Source organism: Streptomyces sp. NPDC002853 (genome assembly GCF_053591915.1).
This window is the reverse complement of record NZ_JBSFUS010000010.1, coordinates 34821-50318: the sequence shown is the minus strand read 5'-3', so window position 1 is coordinate 50318 and position 15498 is coordinate 34821. Positions and strand designations below refer to the sequence as shown.

The following is a 15498-nucleotide window of genomic DNA, read 5'->3' as shown; positions in this document are numbered from 1 at the left end:
ACTCAGATGTCGAGGAAGCGGACGTCCTTGGCGTTGCGCTGAATGAACGAGCGCCGTGCCTCGACGTCCTCTCCCATCAGCACCGAGAAGAGGTCGTCGGCCTGTGCCGCGTCGTCCAGGGTGACCTGGCCGAGAACGCGGTGGTCCTGGTCCATCGTCGTGATCCGCAGCTCCTCGGCGTTCATCTCACCGAGACCCTTGAAGCGCTGGACCGAGTCGTCCCTGAAGCGCTTGCCGGCCTGCCGGCCGAGCTCGACCAGCGCGTCACGCTCACGGTCGGAGTAGGCGTACTGGAAGTCGTCACGGGACCACTTGATCTTGTACAGCGGCGGGCGCGACAGGTAGACGTGCCCCGACTCCACGAGCGGCCGCATGAAGCGGAACAGGAACGTCAGGAGCAGGGTGTTGATGTGCTGACCGTCGACGTCGGCGTCCGCCATCAGGATGATCTTGTGATAGCGGAGCTTCTCGATGTCGAAGTCCTCGTGCACACCCGTGCCGAAGGCCGAGATGAGGGCCTGGACTTCCTGGTTCTGCAGGATCTTGTCGATCCGCGCCTTCTCGACGTTCAGGATCTTGCCTCGGATGGGCAGGATCGCCTGGTACATCGGGTTACGACCGGACTTCGCCGAACCACCGGCGGAGTCACCCTCGACGATGAAGATCTCGCACTTCGTCGGGTCGTTCGACTGGCAGTCGCTGAGCTTTCCGGGCAGCGAGGCCGATTCGAGCAGGCCCTTGCGACGGGTCAGGTCGCGCGCCTTGCGGGCGGCGACGCGGGCCGTGGCGGCCTGGATGCCCTTGCGGATGATGTCCGCAGCCTCGTTCGGGTTGCGGTCGAACCAGTCCGTGAGGTGCTCGTGCACGACCTTCTGCACGAAGGTCTTCGCCTCCGTGTTGCCCAGCTTGGTCTTGGTCTGGCCCTCGAACTGCGGCTCGCCCAGCTTCACCGAGATGATGGCCGTCAGGCCCTCGCGGATGTCCTCACCCGTGAGGTTGTCGTCCTTCTCGCGCAGCAGCTTCTTCTCGCGCGCGTACCGGTTGACCAGGCCCGTCAGCGCGGCCCTGAAGCCCTCCTCGTGCGTACCGCCCTCATGCGTGTGGATCGTGTTCGCGAAGGAGTAGACACCTTCGGTGTACTGCGAGTTCCACTGCATCGCGATCTCGGCCGAGAGCATGCGCTCCTTGTCCTCGGCCTCGACGTCGATGACGGTCGGGTGGATCATCTCTCCCTTGCGGGAGTTGAGGTACTTCACGAAGTCGACGATGCCGCCTTCGTAGTGGTACGTCACCGTGCGGGCCTCGGCGGCCTCGTCGTCGGTGGCCTCGGCCGAGTCCGCACCCGCCGTCGCCTTCGCCGAGTCGCGCTCATCAGTGAGTTTGATGGTCAAACCCTTGTTGAGGAACGCCATCTCCTGGAAGCGCCGTGCCAGCGTCTCGAAGGAGTACTCGGTCGTCTCGAAGACGTCCGGGTCGGCCCAGAAGGTGACCGTGGTGCCCGAGTCCTCGACCGGCTCGTGCTTGGCGAGCGGGGCCGTCGGCACGCCCAGCTTGTAGTCCTGGGTCCAGCGGTAGCCGTCGGTCCTGATGTCGACGGCGAGCTTCGTCGACAGTGCGTTCACCACGGAGACACCGACGCCGTGCAGACCACCGGAGACCGCGTATCCGCCGCCGCCGAATTTGCCGCCCGCGTGCAGCACCGTGAGCACGACCTCGACGGCCGGCTTCTTCTCGACGGGGTGGATGCCCACCGGGATGCCTCGGCCGTTGTCGATGACGCGAACGCCGCCGTCGGCGAGGATCGTGACGTCGATGGTGTCCGCGTGCCCGGCGAGGGCTTCGTCGACTGAGTTGTCGACGACCTCTTGCACGAGGTGGTGCAGGCCGCGCTCACCGGTCGACCCGATGTACATGCCAGGCCGCTTGCGGACCGCGTCCAGACCCTCGAGGACGGTGATCGCGCTGGCGTCGTACAAGGCTGTGACCTCGCCGTTCTCGCCAGCGACGGTAGACGGGATGTTCTCGTTGGGGTTGCCGGAATCGGCCACGAAGCGCCCTTTCTGGCACAGCACAAGCCAAGCATCCGGCGTTGGCCGGAGCGGCTGCGTCGTTCAGCGATAGTCAGCGTTTTTCGATGCGTCCCACGCGTGGGACGCGATTAGCTTCCAGTCTACCGGTAGCGCCGACAGTGATGGGGGTTTGCCGGTACCTGAGTCCGCATGTGCCGTCCTGAACCGGAGTCGCCCGACTCCCCATATGCGGCCCGGGGCCCTAAGAGGCTCACAGCGGCACTCAGCGCTTCGAGGTGTCAACCTTGAGCTACCACTCGGTACGGCCTCAGCCGTAGGTGTCCCCGGGGCCCGTGCTGCCCGGCGCGCGCAAGGGTCCGAAGCGCCGCGTGGGGCCGCTGGGACCAAGGACTTTGATGAGGCGCACGGTGCCGTGGCCGAGGTCCTCGTTGAGGCGCGCGACCAGCTGCGGGGCCAGGAGGCGCAGGTTCGTCGCCCAGGCAGTGGAATCGCACTGGACGGTCAGGACGCGCTCGTTCTCGTCGTAGCGCTGTGGCACGCAGTGGTTGGCCAGGTCCTCGCCGACGATCTGCGGCCAGCGGCCCATCACACCGCCGACCGCGGCCGGGGTCTCCCAGCCGCGCTCGGTGATCAGACGGTTGATGGCGGAGCCGAGCGGCTGCGGGTCACGCCCGTCGGCGCGCGCGCCGGAGCGAAGACCGCCTCTACGGGCCTGCTTCTTCTGCTGGGCGGCGTCTCCACGCGCGCGTGCCTGTTCCTTGGCGGCGCGCAGGGCGACCCGGGCGAGGTCGACGCCGGAAGGCTCGGGCGTCTTCGGCGTCTCCTTGGGAGCGTCCTGAGGCGTGCCCTTGGCGGGCTCTTCGGCGCTCATGCGCGCTCCCTGCTCAGGCGCGTCATGCGCGCTCCACCGCGCCGTCGGCCACCGCGAACCGCGTCCCGGCGAGCACGCCCGGCACGTCGTCCTCCACCGCGGCCGTGACCAGGACCTGCTCGCCCGGCGCCACCAGCTCCGCGAGCCGCTCCCGGCGGCGCGCGTCGAGCTCCGCGAACACGTCGTCCAGGACGAGCACGGGTTCGTTGCCCTCGGCGCGCAGCAGGTCGTACGAGGCGAGGCGCAGCGACAGGGCGTACGACCAGGACTCGCCATGGCTCGCGTACCCCTTGGCGGGGAGCTGGCCCAGCTTCAGGAGCAGGTCGTCGCGGTGCGGGCCGACCAGCGTCACTCCGCGCTCGATCTCCTGCTTGCGGGCCTCTTCGAGTGCGGCGATCAACTGCTCGAACAGAGCCTCGCGCGTATGGCCCTCGCCCGGCGCGGACGGCTTGTACTCAAGGGCGACGGGGCCGCCGCCGGGCGCCAGCTGTTCGTACGCCTTGTCGGCGAGCGGCTGCAGCGCGGCGATCAGGTCGAGCCGCTGCGTGAGCAGTTCGGCGCCCACGCGCGCGAGGTGCTGATCCCAGACGTCGAGTGTGGACAGGTCCATGGAGCGCCCGCCGTGCCGCCGCGCCAGGGCGGCGGACTTCAGGAGGGTGTTGCGCTGCTTCAGCACCCGGTCGTAGTCGGAGCGCACGCCCGCCATGCGCGGAGAACGTGCCGTGATCAGCTCGTCGAGGAACCGCCGGCGCTCACCCGGGTCGCCCTTGATCAGCGCGAGATCCTCGGGAGCGAACAGCACCGTGCGCACGATTCCCAGCACGTCACGGGGTTTGACCTGCGAGGACCTGTTGATTCGGGCGCGGTTGGCCTTGCCCGGATTGAGTTCGAGCTCGACCAGCTGCTGGCGTTCGCCCTGCCGGACCGCGGCCCGGACGACGGCACGCTCGGCGCCCATGCGCACCAGCGGGGCGTCCGAGGAGACCCGGTGGCTGCCGAGCGTGGCGAGGTAGCCGACGGCCTCCACGAGGTTCGTCTTGCCCTGGCCGTTGGGGCCCACGAACGCGGTGACGCCCGGATCGAGTGGGACCTCGACCCGGGCGTACGAGCGGAAGTCGGCCAGCGACAGATGCGTGACGTGCATGGTGTGCGCCGACCTCCCCCGGCTTCCTTCTCTTGCTGCGAGGCCTGTGGGAAACAGCTGATGTTCCCCACAGGCTGTGGATCAGTTCTCGCTCTTGGACTCGACCGCGTGACCACCGAACTGGTTGCGCAGCGCCGCGATCATCTTCATCTGCGGGGAGTCGTCCTGCCGCGAGGCGAAGCGGGCGAAGAGCGAGGCCGTGATCGCGGGCAGCGGCACGGCGTTGTCGATGGCGGCTTCCACCGTCCACCGGCCCTCGCCGGAGTCCTGCGCGAAGCCGCGCAGCTTCGCCAGGTGCTCGTCGTCGTCCAGGGCGTTGACCGCGAGGTCGAGCAGCCAGGAACGGATGACCGTGCCCTCCTGCCAGGAGCGGAAGACCTCGCGCACGTCCGTGACGGAGTCGACCTTCTCCAGGAGCTCCCAGCCCTCGGCATAGGCCTGCATCATGGCGTACTCGATGCCGTTGTGGACCATCTTCGAGAAGTGGCCCGCACCGACCTTGCCGGCGTGCACGGAGCCGAAGTCACCCTCGGGCTTCAACGCGTCGAAGATCGGCTGGACCTTCTCGATGTCCTTGGCGTCGCCGCCGTACATCAGCGCGTAGCCGTTCTTGAGGCCCCAGACGCCGCCGGAGACGCCGCAGTCGACGAAGCCGATTCCCTTGGCGGCGAGCTCCTCGGCGTGCTTCTCGTCGTCCGTCCAGCGGGAGTTCCCGCCGTCCACGACGACGTCACCGGGCTGGAGCAGCTCGGCGAGCTCGTCGACGGTGGACTGGGTCGCGGCTCCGGCCGGAACCATCACCCAGACGACGCGCGGACCCTTGAGTTTGCCCACAAGCTCTTCGAGGCTGTGGACATCCGCGACGTCCTGGTTGCGGTCGTATCCGATGACGGTGTGGCCTGCGCGGCGGATGCGCTCGCGCATGTTGCCGCCCATCTTGCCGAGGCCGACGAGACCGAGCTCCATCAGTGGTTCCTTAAGTAGCGATGTGGCGTGGAGGCACCTTCGTACCCGCGTCCGAGCCTACGCCCGGACGCTCGCTCACACCTGTGGGCTCAGCCGCTCAGACGTACAGGCATGATCAGGTACTTGTAGGCCTCGTCGGCCTCCGCGTCCACGGCCGGCCTGCCGCTCAGGAGCGCGGGCTTCGTCGACGTCGTGAACGACAGCTGGGCGACCGGGGAGTCGATCGCGCTCAGGCCGTCGAGCAGGAACGTCGGGTTGAAGGCGATCGAGACGTCGTCGCCCTCGAGCTGGGCGTCGACCCTTTCCACAGCCTGTGCGTCGTCGCTTGAGCCGGCCTCCAGGATCAGCACGCCCTGCTCGAAGCTGAGGCGCACCGGAGTGTTCCGCTCGGCCACCAGGGCCACGCGCTTCACGGCCTCGACGAACGGGGCGGTCTCGATGACCGCGATCGAGTTGAACTCCGTGGGGAAGAGCGTCTTGTACTTCGGCAGGTCGCCCTCGAGGAGACGCGTGGTCGTACGCCGTCCGGCGCCCTCGAAACCGATCAGGCCCTCACCGGCACCGGAGCCGGACAGCGCCAGGGTGACCGTGTCGCCGCTCGTGAGCGCCTTCGCGGTGTCCAGGAGCGTCTTGGCGGGCACCAGGGCGACCGCGGACGCCTCGGGGTTCTCCGGCTTCCACAGGAACTCGCGGACCGCGAAGCGGTAGCGGTCGGTGGAGGCCAGGGTGACCGTGTCGCCCTCGATCTCGATGCGTACGCCGGTCAGGACGGGCAGCGTGTCGTCGCGGCCCGCGGCGATGGCCACCTGCGCGGCGGCCGAGGCGAAGACCTCACCGGGGACCGTGCCGGTCGCGGTGGGCATCTGCGGCAGCGCGGGGTACTCCTCCACAGGAAGGGTGTGGAGTGTGAATCGTGAGGAGCCGCAGACCACGGTGGCCCGCACACCGTCTGTGGAGATCTCCACCGGACGGTTGGGAAGGGCGCGGCAGATGTCGGCGAGCAGCCGGCCGGAGACGAGGACCGTGCCCTCGTCGTCGATCTCGGCGTCCACGGAGACACGTGCCGAGACCTCGTAGTCGAAGCTGGAAAGGCTGAGTGCGCCTTCCTCGGCCTTCAGCAGCAGGCCCGCGAGGACAGGTGCCGGTGGCCGGGCCGGGAGACTGCGCGCCGCCCACGCCACTGCCTCCGCGAGTACGTCGCGTTCCACCCGGATCTTCACTTAGCCGCCCTCCTGCTGTTGCTGGCACTGGGGACCAGTCTGACGCACCGCACTGACAGTGGGTGCCCGTCGGGGTCAAGTCGTGACGAGAGGCGTCGGAGGTCCGGAGCGCGAGTTGTGCACAGGCCCCTCTTCGAAGCCATTTCCCCGGTGACTCTAGGGGGCAGTAGTAGTAGGGCCTGTGGAAACCGTGGATAACCGCGTATGCGCAGGTCAGTGCCGGTTTTTTATCCACTGCGCCTGTGGGCGGAGGCGGTGGACAACCGGTGGTTTCTGTGGACGGGCGAAAGTTCTGCACACCCGATGCACAGGCAAGGGGTACTTCTCCCCAGCGCCGTCCCCAGTTTTACCCACCTTCCCCACAGGCCAACCGACCACCTTGGTGTGACGCCTTTCACTCGGCACGGTGACGGGGCGCGTTGCGTTGCCGAACAGTGGACAGCCGTGTGGAGAAGCTGGGGAAAGCTGGGGACAACTGGCCCGAGCCTGTGGGTTGCCGGTGGACAAGTTCATGCACACCCTGTGGACGAGATTTTCCTCCACAGCCTGTGGAGGGCCGTCGTCCACCAATCCACAACCACCTGACCTGGCTTGATGATCCTTCAGCAGGGTCCCCTGTGGACAGCATCTGGACAACTTCTCAGTCCCCAGGGTGTGGAGGGGAAAAAGTGCGCACATCTGTGGAGAACAGGCCCCTCAGCTGGGGAAATCGAACAGCGGGGAGGGTGCGACGGGCTCCACGCGCGCGTGCACAACGCCGAAGGGCGCCCCGGAAGTTGTCCCGAGGCGCCCTTGAGAGGTGTTCTGCCGGCGTCTGTCAGCCGTTCTTGATGCGGTTGGTGAGCTCGGTGACCTGGTTGTAGATCGAGCGTCGCTCCGCCATCAGCGCGCGGATCTTGCGGTCCGCGTGCATGACGGTCGTGTGGTCGCGGCCGCCGAACTGCGCGCCGATCTTGGGCAGGGAGAGGTCCGTCAGCTCGCGGCAGAGGTACATCGCGATCTGGCGGGCCGTCACCAGGACGCGGCTGCGCGAGGATCCGCAGAGGTCGTCCACCGTCAGTCCGAAGTAGTCCGCGGTCGCGGCCATGATGGCCGGAGCCGTGATCTCCGGAGAGGCGTCCTCGCCGCCCGGGATCAGATCCTTCAGGACGATCTCCGTCAGACCCAGGTCCACCGGCTGCCGATTGAGCGAGGCGAAAGCCGTGACCCGGATCAGCGCGCCCTCGAGCTCACGGATGTTGCGTGAGATGCGGGACGCGATGAACTCCAGGACCTCCGGCGGTGCGTTGAGCTGCTCCTGCACCGCCTTCTTACGAAGGATGGCGATACGCGTTTCGAGCTCCGGCGGCTGGACGTCTGTGATCAGCCCCCACTCGAAGCGGTTGCGCAGCCGGTCCTCGAGCGTCACCAGTTGTTTGGGCGGCCGGTCGCTGGAGAGCACGATCTGCTTGTTCGCGTTGTGGAGCGTATTGAAGGTGTGGAAGAACTCCTCCTGCGTCGACTCCTTGCTCGCGAGGAACTGGATGTCGTCGACGAGCAGGATGTCCATCTCGCGGTACCGCTTGCGGAAGGTGTCACCCTTGCCGTCGCGGATGGAGTTGATGAACTCGTTGGTGAACTCCTCGGAGCTCACGTACCGCACGCGCGTGCCGGGGTAGAGGCTGCGGGCGTAATGACCGATGGCGTGCAGCAGGTGCGTTTTGCCGAGCCCGGACTCCCCGTAGATGAAGAGGGGGTTGTACGCCTTGGCGGGCGCCTCGGCCACGGCGACGGCCGCCGCGTGCGCGAAGCGGTTCGAGGCGCCGATCACGAAGGTGTCGAAGAGGTACTTCGGGTTGAGCCGCGCGGTGGGTTCGCCGGGCGCGGACGCCGGGGCCGGCTGAGCGGCCAGGGGGCCGGGGGTACCGCTGCCGTGGACACCGTGGCCGTTGCCGTGGCCGCCGCCCCTGGGGTCGTGGCCGCCGGACCCCTGCGACTGGTCGTGGCGCTCACGTCTGTCGTGGCGGTCGTGGCGGTCCTGCTGATCCTGGCGGTCCTGCCGGTCCTGCCGGTCCTGCCGGTCCTGCCGGTGTTGTTCATACGGTGAGCGCCCCTGCGGGGGCTGCGACCGGTAGTCGTGCTGGGGCTGCTGCTGGGGGCTCGCGTACGGGTCGCGCTCGGGGAAGCCGAGCCGCTGCTGTTGCCAGCCGTAGTCGTCCTGCTGGGGCGGCTGCTGCTGCGGCCAGGCGCCGGGCGCGGGGCGCTGGTAGTCGGGGTAGGCAGGGCGGGCGGTCGGCAGCTGGTCGGGCCCGTGGCCAGGGGCGTGGTCGTCCGAGGCACGGCGGCCGTAGCTGTCGTACGGCTCGTGTCCCTGATTGGAGCCCGGGTGCTGTTCCGGCTCCTCGTAACGCTGCTGCTGTTGCTGGCCGGGCTGCTGCTGGTACGGCGGCGCCGTGGGGCCGGGCCGGTCCATGGGGTCGCCGACCGAGTCGTCCACCGTGATGGCGATACGGATCGGACGGCCGCACTCGCGGCTCAGCGACTCGCTGACGATGGGGGCGAGGCGGCCCTCGAGCACGCCCTTGGCGAACTCGTTCGGCACGGCCAGCAGGGCGGTGTCGGCGACCAGTGCCAACGGCTGGCAGCGCTTGATCCAGCGCTCGTCCTTCGCGTCTACTCCGTGCCCCCGCCCCTCACCCAGCAGCTGCTCCAGAACTCGTGGCCACACTGCGGCAAGATCGGCAGGTACGTCAGCCACAAGGCACGCTCTCTCACGGGTCCCACGAAGGTGTGGTTCTTGGGACGGAAATCGGGATGGGCAGGGAGAAGGGAATGAATCGGAGTTTGCCCACGGTAGTCAGGGCAACGGCTGCGGTTCAAGTTGTTGTCCACAGGCTGTGCACAGTGTCTCCGCCTGACGGTCGGTTTGACCGGATGGCGTAGCCCCGCGTACCGTGACCAGGTCGAGTTGTCGATGGCTGCTGCCGCCTGCCTCCGATGGGCAAAGATCACGATCTGTGATTGTGAAGCGGTGCACTCGGTGCGTATTCGCGAGCTTCTCGTGGGCGCACGGTGACAGCCAGGCGATGTCCCGCCACCACACAATCATTTCTGGAGCCCCCGAGTGAGCAAGCGCACCTTCCAGCCGAACAACCGCCGCCGCGCCAAGACCCACGGCTTCCGCCTGCGGATGCGCACCCGTGCCGGCCGCGCGATCCTCGCGAACCGTCGTGGCAAGGGTCGCGCCAGCCTTTCCGCCTAATCGTTTAGGTCATGACGTCGTGCTGCCTACCGAGCATCGGCTGAGGCGGCGCGAAGACTTCGCGACCGCGGTACGCCGAGGACGACGGGCCGGACGCCCGCTTCTCGTCGTCCATCTTCGTAGCGGTGCAACGGACCCGCACGCGCCTGGGGAGAGCGTTCCCCCGACGCGTGCGGGTTTCGTCGTGAGCAAGGCCGTTGGCGGAGCAGTCGTACGCAATACGGTGAAGCGCAGGCTTCGCCATCTGATGCGCGACCGGGTGGGCCAGCTGCCCCCCGGTAGCCTGGTAGTCGTACGAGCGTTGCCCGGATCGGGTGACGCCGCCCATGCACAGCTGGCCCAAGACCTGGACGCCGCTCTTCAGCGGCTGCTGGGAGGGGGCGCTCGATGAAGTACCCACTGCTGGCTCTGATCAAGCTGTATCAGTGGACGATCAGTCCGCTGCTTGGTCCGGTGTGCAAGTACTACCCGTCGTGCTCTCGCTACGGCTACCTGGCCATCGACCGGCACGGTGCGATCAAGGGAACGGCGCTGACGGCCTGGCGCATCCTGCGGTGCAATCCGTGGTCGCTCGGTGGTGTCGACCATGTCCCGCCGCGCAAGCGTCCGCGGTGGCACGAGATGCTGCGCGCCATGTGGCGCGAGCGCAAGGGCGGGCCCTCCGCCGCTGGCGTGCCCTCCGAGGAGATGTCCCCGGATACCCCGAGCCCGGCCGCCGAGACCCCGTCCCATGCTCAAGGAGCCTGATTAGTGGACACGATTGCCAGTCTGTTCAGCTTCATCACGACACCCGTTTCCTGGGTCATCGTCCAGTTCCACTCGCTGTACGGGGCCATCTTCGGTCCTGACACGGGCTGGGCCTGGGGCTTGTCCATCGTGTCCCTGGTGATCTTGATCCGTATCTGCCTGATCCCGCTCTTCGTGAAGCAGATCAAGGCGACCCGGGCGATGCAGACGCTGCAGCCCGAGATGAAGAAGATCCAGGAACGCTACAAGAGCGACAAGCAGCGTCAGTCCGAAGAGATGATGAAGCTGTACAAGGAGTCGGGCACGAACCCGCTCTCCTCGTGCCTTCCCATCCTGGCGCAGTCGCCGTTCTTCTTCGCCCTCTACCACGTGCTCTCCGGCATCGCGTCGAACGACACCATCGGCGTCATCGACAAGCCGCTGCTCGAGAGCGCGCAGAAGGCGCACATCTTCGGCGCCCCGCTGGCCGCGAAGTTCATGGACAGCCAGGAGAAGGTCGAGGCGCTGCACGCGTCGCTGACCGACGTCCGCGTTGTCACCGCGATCATGATCATCCTGATGTCGGCCTCGCAGTTCTTCACGCAGCGCCAGCTGATGACGAAGAACGTGGACACGACGGTCAAGACGCCGTTCATGCAGCAGCAGAAGATGCTGATGTACGTCTTCCCGATCATGTTCGCCGTGTTCGGCATCAACTTCCCGGTCGGTGTCCTCGTCTACTGGCTGACCACCAACGTGTGGACCATGGGTCAGCAGATGTTCGTGATCCGCCGTAACCCGACTCCGGGCTCCAAGGCCCAGGCCGCGTACCTCGAGCGCCTCCAGAAGCAGATCACGCACCACAAGAAGGTGCGGGGCCGCGGCAACGTGAACGTCATCAAGGCGATCGTCGCCAAGGGACGTGACCGCAACGAGTTCGAGCGCAAGTTCATCAACGGCCTGAGCAAGGCGGGCCTCGTGGCCCAGACCGACGGCTCCGTCGAGCCGAGCGACTCCGCTGTCGCCACGGAGACCGAGGACGGGACTCCCGCGGGCGGCGCTACCCCGAAGCGGCAGCAGCCCAAGCGCCAGAGCAAGTCGCAGCGCCAGTCCGCCGCCACCCACGGCAAGGCGGAGAGCGACACGGAGACGCCTTCGGACGCGAAGACGTCGCTGGAGAAGACTCAGGACGAGCCTGAGGACGCCGCTCCCAAGGGCAAGCCCGCGGGCGGCAAGTCCGGGTCAGGTAACGCACGCCAAGCCAAGTCGGGGCAGCGCAAGGGCCAGCAGCGGCCCAAGCACCCGTCCAAGAAGTAGAAGGAGTCCATCCCGTGACGGAAGGCACCACCGCCCCCGCCGAGGCCGAGGTCGAGGCCGGCGACACCCTCACCCGCCTTGAGCAGGAGGGTGAGATCGCGGCGGACTACCTCGAGGGTCTGCTGGACATCGCCGATCTCGACGGCGACATCGACATGGACGTCGAGGCCGACCGCGCCGCTGTCTCGATCATCAGCGACTCGCACAGCCGCGATCTGCAGAAGCTCGTCGGCCGTGACGGTGAGGTCCTGGAGGCGCTCCAGGAGCTGACGCGTCTCGCCGTGCACCGCGAGACCGGTGACCGCAGCCGCCTCATGCTGGACATCGCGGGCTACCGCGCCAAGAAGCGCGAGGAGCTCTCCGAGCTGGGTGCCAAGGCAGCGGCCGAGGTGAAGAGCTCGGGTGAGCCGGTCAACCTCAAGCCGATGACGCCCTTCGAGCGCAAGGTCGTGCATGATGCGGTCAAGGCCGCCGGACTGCGCAGCGAGTCCGAGGGCGAGGAGCCGCAGCGCTTCGTCGTCGTGCTTCCCGCCTGATCGCACGTCGTTTCCCCGGCCCCGTCTGTTCGCAGGCGGGGCCGGTCTTTGTCAGCCTGATAGTCAGCCACCCCAGTGCGGTACGGAAGGACGGTCCCCGTGACGGAGGCAGCGGAGCTCCCCTCAGCGCCCGAGCAGGCCCGGGCGGTATTCGGTGAGCGCTTCTCGGACGCGGTCCGGTACGCGGAGTTGCTGGCCGACGCGGGAGTGCAGCGCGGTCTGATCGGCCCCCGCGAAGTGCCTCGGCTGTGGGAGCGGCATCTGCTGAACTGCGCGGTCCTCTCCGAGGTCGTGCCCGAGAACGTGATGGTGTGCGACGTCGGCTCGGGTGCGGGCCTGCCGGGCATTCCTCTCGCTCTCGTCCGTCCGGATCTGAAGATCACGCTGCTTGAGCCCCTGCTGCGGCGGACCACCTTCCTCACCGAGGTGGTCGAGCTGCTCGGGCTCGACCATGTGACCGTCGTGCGGGGGCGCGCCGAGGAGGTCCTTGGCAAGCTGCCTCCCGTCCACGTGGTGACCGCGCGGGCCGTGGCGCCACTGGACCGCCTCGCGGCCTGGGGCGTGCCGCTCTTGCGTCCCTACGGGGAGATGCTTCTGCTCAAGGGCGACACGGCCGAGGAAGAGGTCAAGGCTGCTGGGGCCGCACTGAGCAAGCTCGGCGCGGTGACCACCTCCGTGCTGCATGTCGGTGAGGGCGTGGTGGACCCGCTGTCCACGGTCGTGCGGGTCGAGGTCGGGGAGAGCCCCGGCGGTGTGCGCTTCGCGGCCAAGCGTGCGAAGGCCGCCCGGACGGGTCGTACCAGGCGTCGTCGCTGAGCGATCCCGCCCTCGTCGTTGATCCGTCCTGACGACGAGCCGTACTCCACACAAGCTGCCAAACGTACGCATACCGGGGTGTCGCGCATGCGGCACCCCGGCTGCCGTGCATCGTGTTTCACGTGAAACGTCGCTCACTGCTGCATGGCATCATCAGTCGCGGCCGCGCTGCGGAACCTCGCGAGCGTCGGCCACTCGGTTCCCTCGATAAGGGAACGGAGTTGTCCACAGAGGTGGATTCGTCCACAGAAGACCGGGCCTCGCTGGTTCACGACCCTCAAAGCATGGGAGGCTCTGTTCATTGCGAGCCTGAAGTCGAGGAGAGTGAATCCTTGCGGTCCGACGCCAACATCGCGGGACCGATGACCGATCCGGTCCCCGGTCCCCGTACCGAGTCGGCGGGGGAGGATGTTTCACGTGAAACACCGCCCCCGATGGACGACACCCCTATCGGTCGTGCTGCCCAACTGGCGGTGGAAGCCCTGGGCCGTGCAGGCGAGGGCCTGCCACGACCCGAGCAGACCCGAGTCATGGTGGTTGCCAACCAGAAGGGTGGAGTGGGCAAGACGACGACAACCGTCAACCTCGCCGCTTCACTCGCTCTGCACGGCGCGCGCGTCCTGGTCGTCGACCTCGACCCGCAGGGCAACGCCTCCACGGCTCTGGGGATCGACCACCACGCCGAAGTACCGTCCATCTACGACGTGTTGGTCGAGAGTAAGCCGCTCTCCGAAGTCGTGCAGCCGGTCCCCGATGTAGAGGGACTCTTCTGTGCTCCGGCCACCATCGATCTCGCCGGTGCGGAGATCGAGCTGGTGTCGCTGGTGGCACGGGAGAGCCGTCTGCAGCGGGCGATCCAGGCGTACGAGCAGCCGCTGGACTACATCCTCATCGACTGCCCGCCGTCGCTCGGCCTCCTGACGGTCAACGCCTTGGTTGCCGGCGCGGAGGTGCTGATCCCCATCCAGTGCGAGTACTACGCACTGGAGGGCCTCGGTCAGCTCCTGCGCAACGTCGACCTGGTGCGGGGGCACCTCAACCCCCACCTGCATGTCTCGACGATCCTGCTCACCATGTACGACGGCCGGACCCGGCTCGCCTCCCAGGTGGCGGACGAGGTGCGCAGTCACTTCGGCGAGGAGGTTCTGCGGACGAGCATTCCCCGCTCGGTCCGTATCTCCGAGGCACCGAGCTATGGGCAGACCGTGCTGACCTACGATCCGGGATCCAGTGGTGCCCTCTCGTACTTCGAGGCGGCACGGGAGATCGCGCTTCGCGGCGTCGGCGTTCGCTACGACGTACAGCACGCCCACCTGGGCGCTCAAAATGATCAGCACAGTATGACGGAGGGGATGCAGTGAGCGAGCGACGGAGAGGGCTGGGTCGAGGCCTCGGCGCCCTGATCCCTGCGGCCCCGACGGAGAAGTCGGCCGCCCAGGCCATGGGTGGAGCTTCGGCCTCGCCCAGTGCCGCACCGGTACTCACCGCCGAGCGAGGAGTGGCGGCCGCGAAGGTGGCTGCGCTCCCGCAGAGCCCCGTTTCACATGAAACGGACCAGCCGTTGAACGGAGCGGTGGAGCCCGAGGAGAGCGCGGTCGGTGCACACTTCGCCGAGCTGCCTCTCGACTTCATCACGCCCAACCCGAGGCAGCCCCGTGAGGTCTTCGACGAGGACGCCCTCGCCGAGCTGGTGACCTCCATCAAGGAGGTCGGGCTCCTCCAGCCGGTCGTCGTGCGGCAGGTAGCTGCCTCGCGCTACGAGCTCATCATGGGCGAGCGGCGCTGGCGGGCTTGCCGTGAGGCAGGCCTCGAGCGCATCCCGTCGATCGTCCGCGCCACGGACGACGAGAAGCTCCTCCTGGACGCGCTCCTGGAGAACCTGCACCGTGCGCAGCTGAATCCGCTGGAGGAGGCTGCCGCCTACGACCAGTTGCTCAAGGACTTCAACTGCACGCACGACCAGCTGGCGGACCGGATCGGCCGTTCTCGCCCGCAGGTCTCGAACACGCTGCGGCTGCTGAAGCTGTCGCCGGCGGTTCAGCGCAGGGTCGCCGCCGGTGTGCTGTCAGCGGGCCATGCTCGTGCTCTGCTGTCCGTGGAGGACTCGGAGGAGCAGGACCGCCTCGCGCACCGGATCGTGGCCGAGGGGCTCTCGGTGCGGGCGGTCGAGGAGATCGTGACGCTCATGGGTTCGCGGCCGCAGAGCACTCCGCGGGCCAAGGGGCCGCGTGCGGGTGCTCGGGTGTCGCCGTCGCTGACCAGCCTTGCCACTCGTCTCTCGGACCGGTTCGAAACCCGGGTGAGGGTGGACCTGGGGCAGAAGAAGGGCAAGATCGTCGTTGACTTCGCCTCGCTGGAGGACCTGGAGCGCATCCTTGCGACGCTCGCTCCGGGTGAGGGTCCGGTCCTGAAGAACGGGCTCGCCGACGACTCGGCCGAGGATGACACGTCCGAGGGCGAAGAGGCCTGAGCCCATCAGCCAGTCCGTGCAGAGCGGGCCGTGTCCGGTGTGTACCGGAACACGGCCCGCTCTTTGCTTTCCTACGGTATCGGTGCAATCGCATCGTGGATACGATGCGATTGGGTATGGCACATCCAGCTTGCGGCACCTCATTGGGGAGGGGAGGGCCA

Annotated in this window: 14 protein-coding genes; 8 read left to right on the top strand and 6 right to left on the bottom strand. The window is 67.6% G+C overall.

The window, feature by feature from the left end; genetic code table 11:
- Positions 1 to 2: 2 nt before the first annotated feature.
- The 6 genes from gyrB to dnaA all read right to left on the bottom strand — a co-directional run bounded on the left by gyrB (position 3) and on the right by dnaA (position 8968).
- A complete protein-coding gene (gene gyrB, locus ACWD02_RS27130) occupies positions 3 to 2072 on the bottom strand; it encodes a DNA topoisomerase (ATP-hydrolyzing) subunit B (protein WP_451215036.1) in 2070 nt (689 codons plus the stop codon).
- Between the two features lie 265 nt (positions 2073 to 2337).
- Positions 2338 to 2901 carry a DUF721 domain-containing protein gene (locus tag ACWD02_RS27125; protein ID WP_451215035.1) on the bottom strand — a complete coding sequence of 188 codons (564 nt, stop codon included), beginning with the start codon at positions 2899 to 2901 and terminating at the stop codon, positions 2338 to 2340.
- 22 nt (positions 2902 to 2923) lie between these two features.
- The gene (gene recF, locus ACWD02_RS27120; RefSeq protein ID WP_451215034.1) at positions 2924 to 4045 is read right to left on the bottom strand and encodes a DNA replication/repair protein RecF; all 1122 of its coding nucleotides are present in this window, start codon (positions 4043 to 4045) and stop codon (positions 2924 to 2926) included.
- Between the two features lie 81 nt (positions 4046 to 4126).
- Positions 4127 to 5011, bottom strand: a complete 885-nt coding sequence (gnd, locus tag ACWD02_RS27115; RefSeq protein WP_363210338.1) for a phosphogluconate dehydrogenase (NAD(+)-dependent, decarboxylating) — start codon at positions 5009 to 5011, stop codon at positions 4127 to 4129.
- Positions 5012 to 5100: 89 nt separating this feature from the next.
- Positions 5101 to 6231 (bottom strand): DNA polymerase III subunit beta, encoded by a 1131-nt coding sequence (dnaN, locus tag ACWD02_RS27110; protein ID WP_344518427.1) that lies wholly within the window; start codon positions 6229 to 6231, stop codon positions 5101 to 5103.
- Between the two features lie 817 nt (positions 6232 to 7048).
- Entirely contained in the window at positions 7049 to 8968 is a 1920-nt protein-coding gene (gene dnaA / locus ACWD02_RS27105; protein WP_451215033.1) for a chromosomal replication initiator protein DnaA, read from the bottom strand.
- A gap of 366 nt (positions 8969 to 9334) precedes the next feature.
- Here dnaA and rpmH point away from each other — a divergent pair, with 366 nt between their 5' ends.
- From rpmH to ACWD02_RS27065, 8 genes are all read left to right on the top strand, one after another.
- Positions 9335 to 9472: a 50S ribosomal protein L34 gene (gene rpmH, locus ACWD02_RS27100; RefSeq protein ID WP_006381191.1), complete on the top strand. Its 138-nt coding sequence runs from the start codon at positions 9335 to 9337 to the stop codon at positions 9470 to 9472.
- Positions 9473 to 9491: 19 nt separating this feature from the next.
- Positions 9492 to 9863 carry a ribonuclease P protein component gene (rnpA, locus tag ACWD02_RS27095; protein WP_363210336.1) on the top strand — a complete coding sequence of 124 codons (372 nt, stop codon included), beginning with the start codon at positions 9492 to 9494 and terminating at the stop codon, positions 9861 to 9863.
- The gene (gene yidD, locus ACWD02_RS27090; protein WP_363210335.1) at positions 9860 to 10219 is read left to right on the top strand and encodes a membrane protein insertion efficiency factor YidD; all 360 of its coding nucleotides are present in this window, start codon (positions 9860 to 9862) and stop codon (positions 10217 to 10219) included. Before rnpA ends, yidD begins: the two co-directional genes overlap by 4 nt.
- A gap of 3 nt (positions 10220 to 10222) precedes the next feature.
- Positions 10223 to 11515, top strand: a complete 1293-nt coding sequence (yidC, locus tag ACWD02_RS27085; protein WP_451215032.1) for a membrane protein insertase YidC — start codon at positions 10223 to 10225, stop codon at positions 11513 to 11515.
- 14 nt (positions 11516 to 11529) lie between these two features.
- On the top strand, positions 11530 to 12051 hold the full coding sequence (locus tag ACWD02_RS27080) for a Jag family protein (RefSeq protein ID WP_363210333.1): 522 nt from the start codon (positions 11530 to 11532) through the stop codon (positions 12049 to 12051).
- 99 nt (positions 12052 to 12150) lie between these two features.
- Positions 12151 to 12867, top strand: coding sequence for a 16S rRNA (guanine(527)-N(7))-methyltransferase RsmG (rsmG, locus tag ACWD02_RS27075; RefSeq protein ID WP_361193803.1), 717 nt, complete (start codon positions 12151 to 12153; stop codon positions 12865 to 12867).
- Between the two features lie 284 nt (positions 12868 to 13151).
- Positions 13152 to 14228 (top strand): ParA family protein, encoded by a 1077-nt coding sequence (locus tag ACWD02_RS27070; RefSeq protein ID WP_451215031.1) that lies wholly within the window; start codon positions 13152 to 13154, stop codon positions 14226 to 14228.
- Positions 14225 to 15337, top strand: a complete 1113-nt coding sequence (locus ACWD02_RS27065) for a ParB/RepB/Spo0J family partition protein (RefSeq protein ID WP_451215030.1) — start codon at positions 14225 to 14227, stop codon at positions 15335 to 15337. The genes ACWD02_RS27070 and ACWD02_RS27065 overlap by 4 nt, the downstream gene beginning before the upstream one ends.
- The last annotated feature ends 161 nt before the right edge of the window (positions 15338 to 15498 follow it).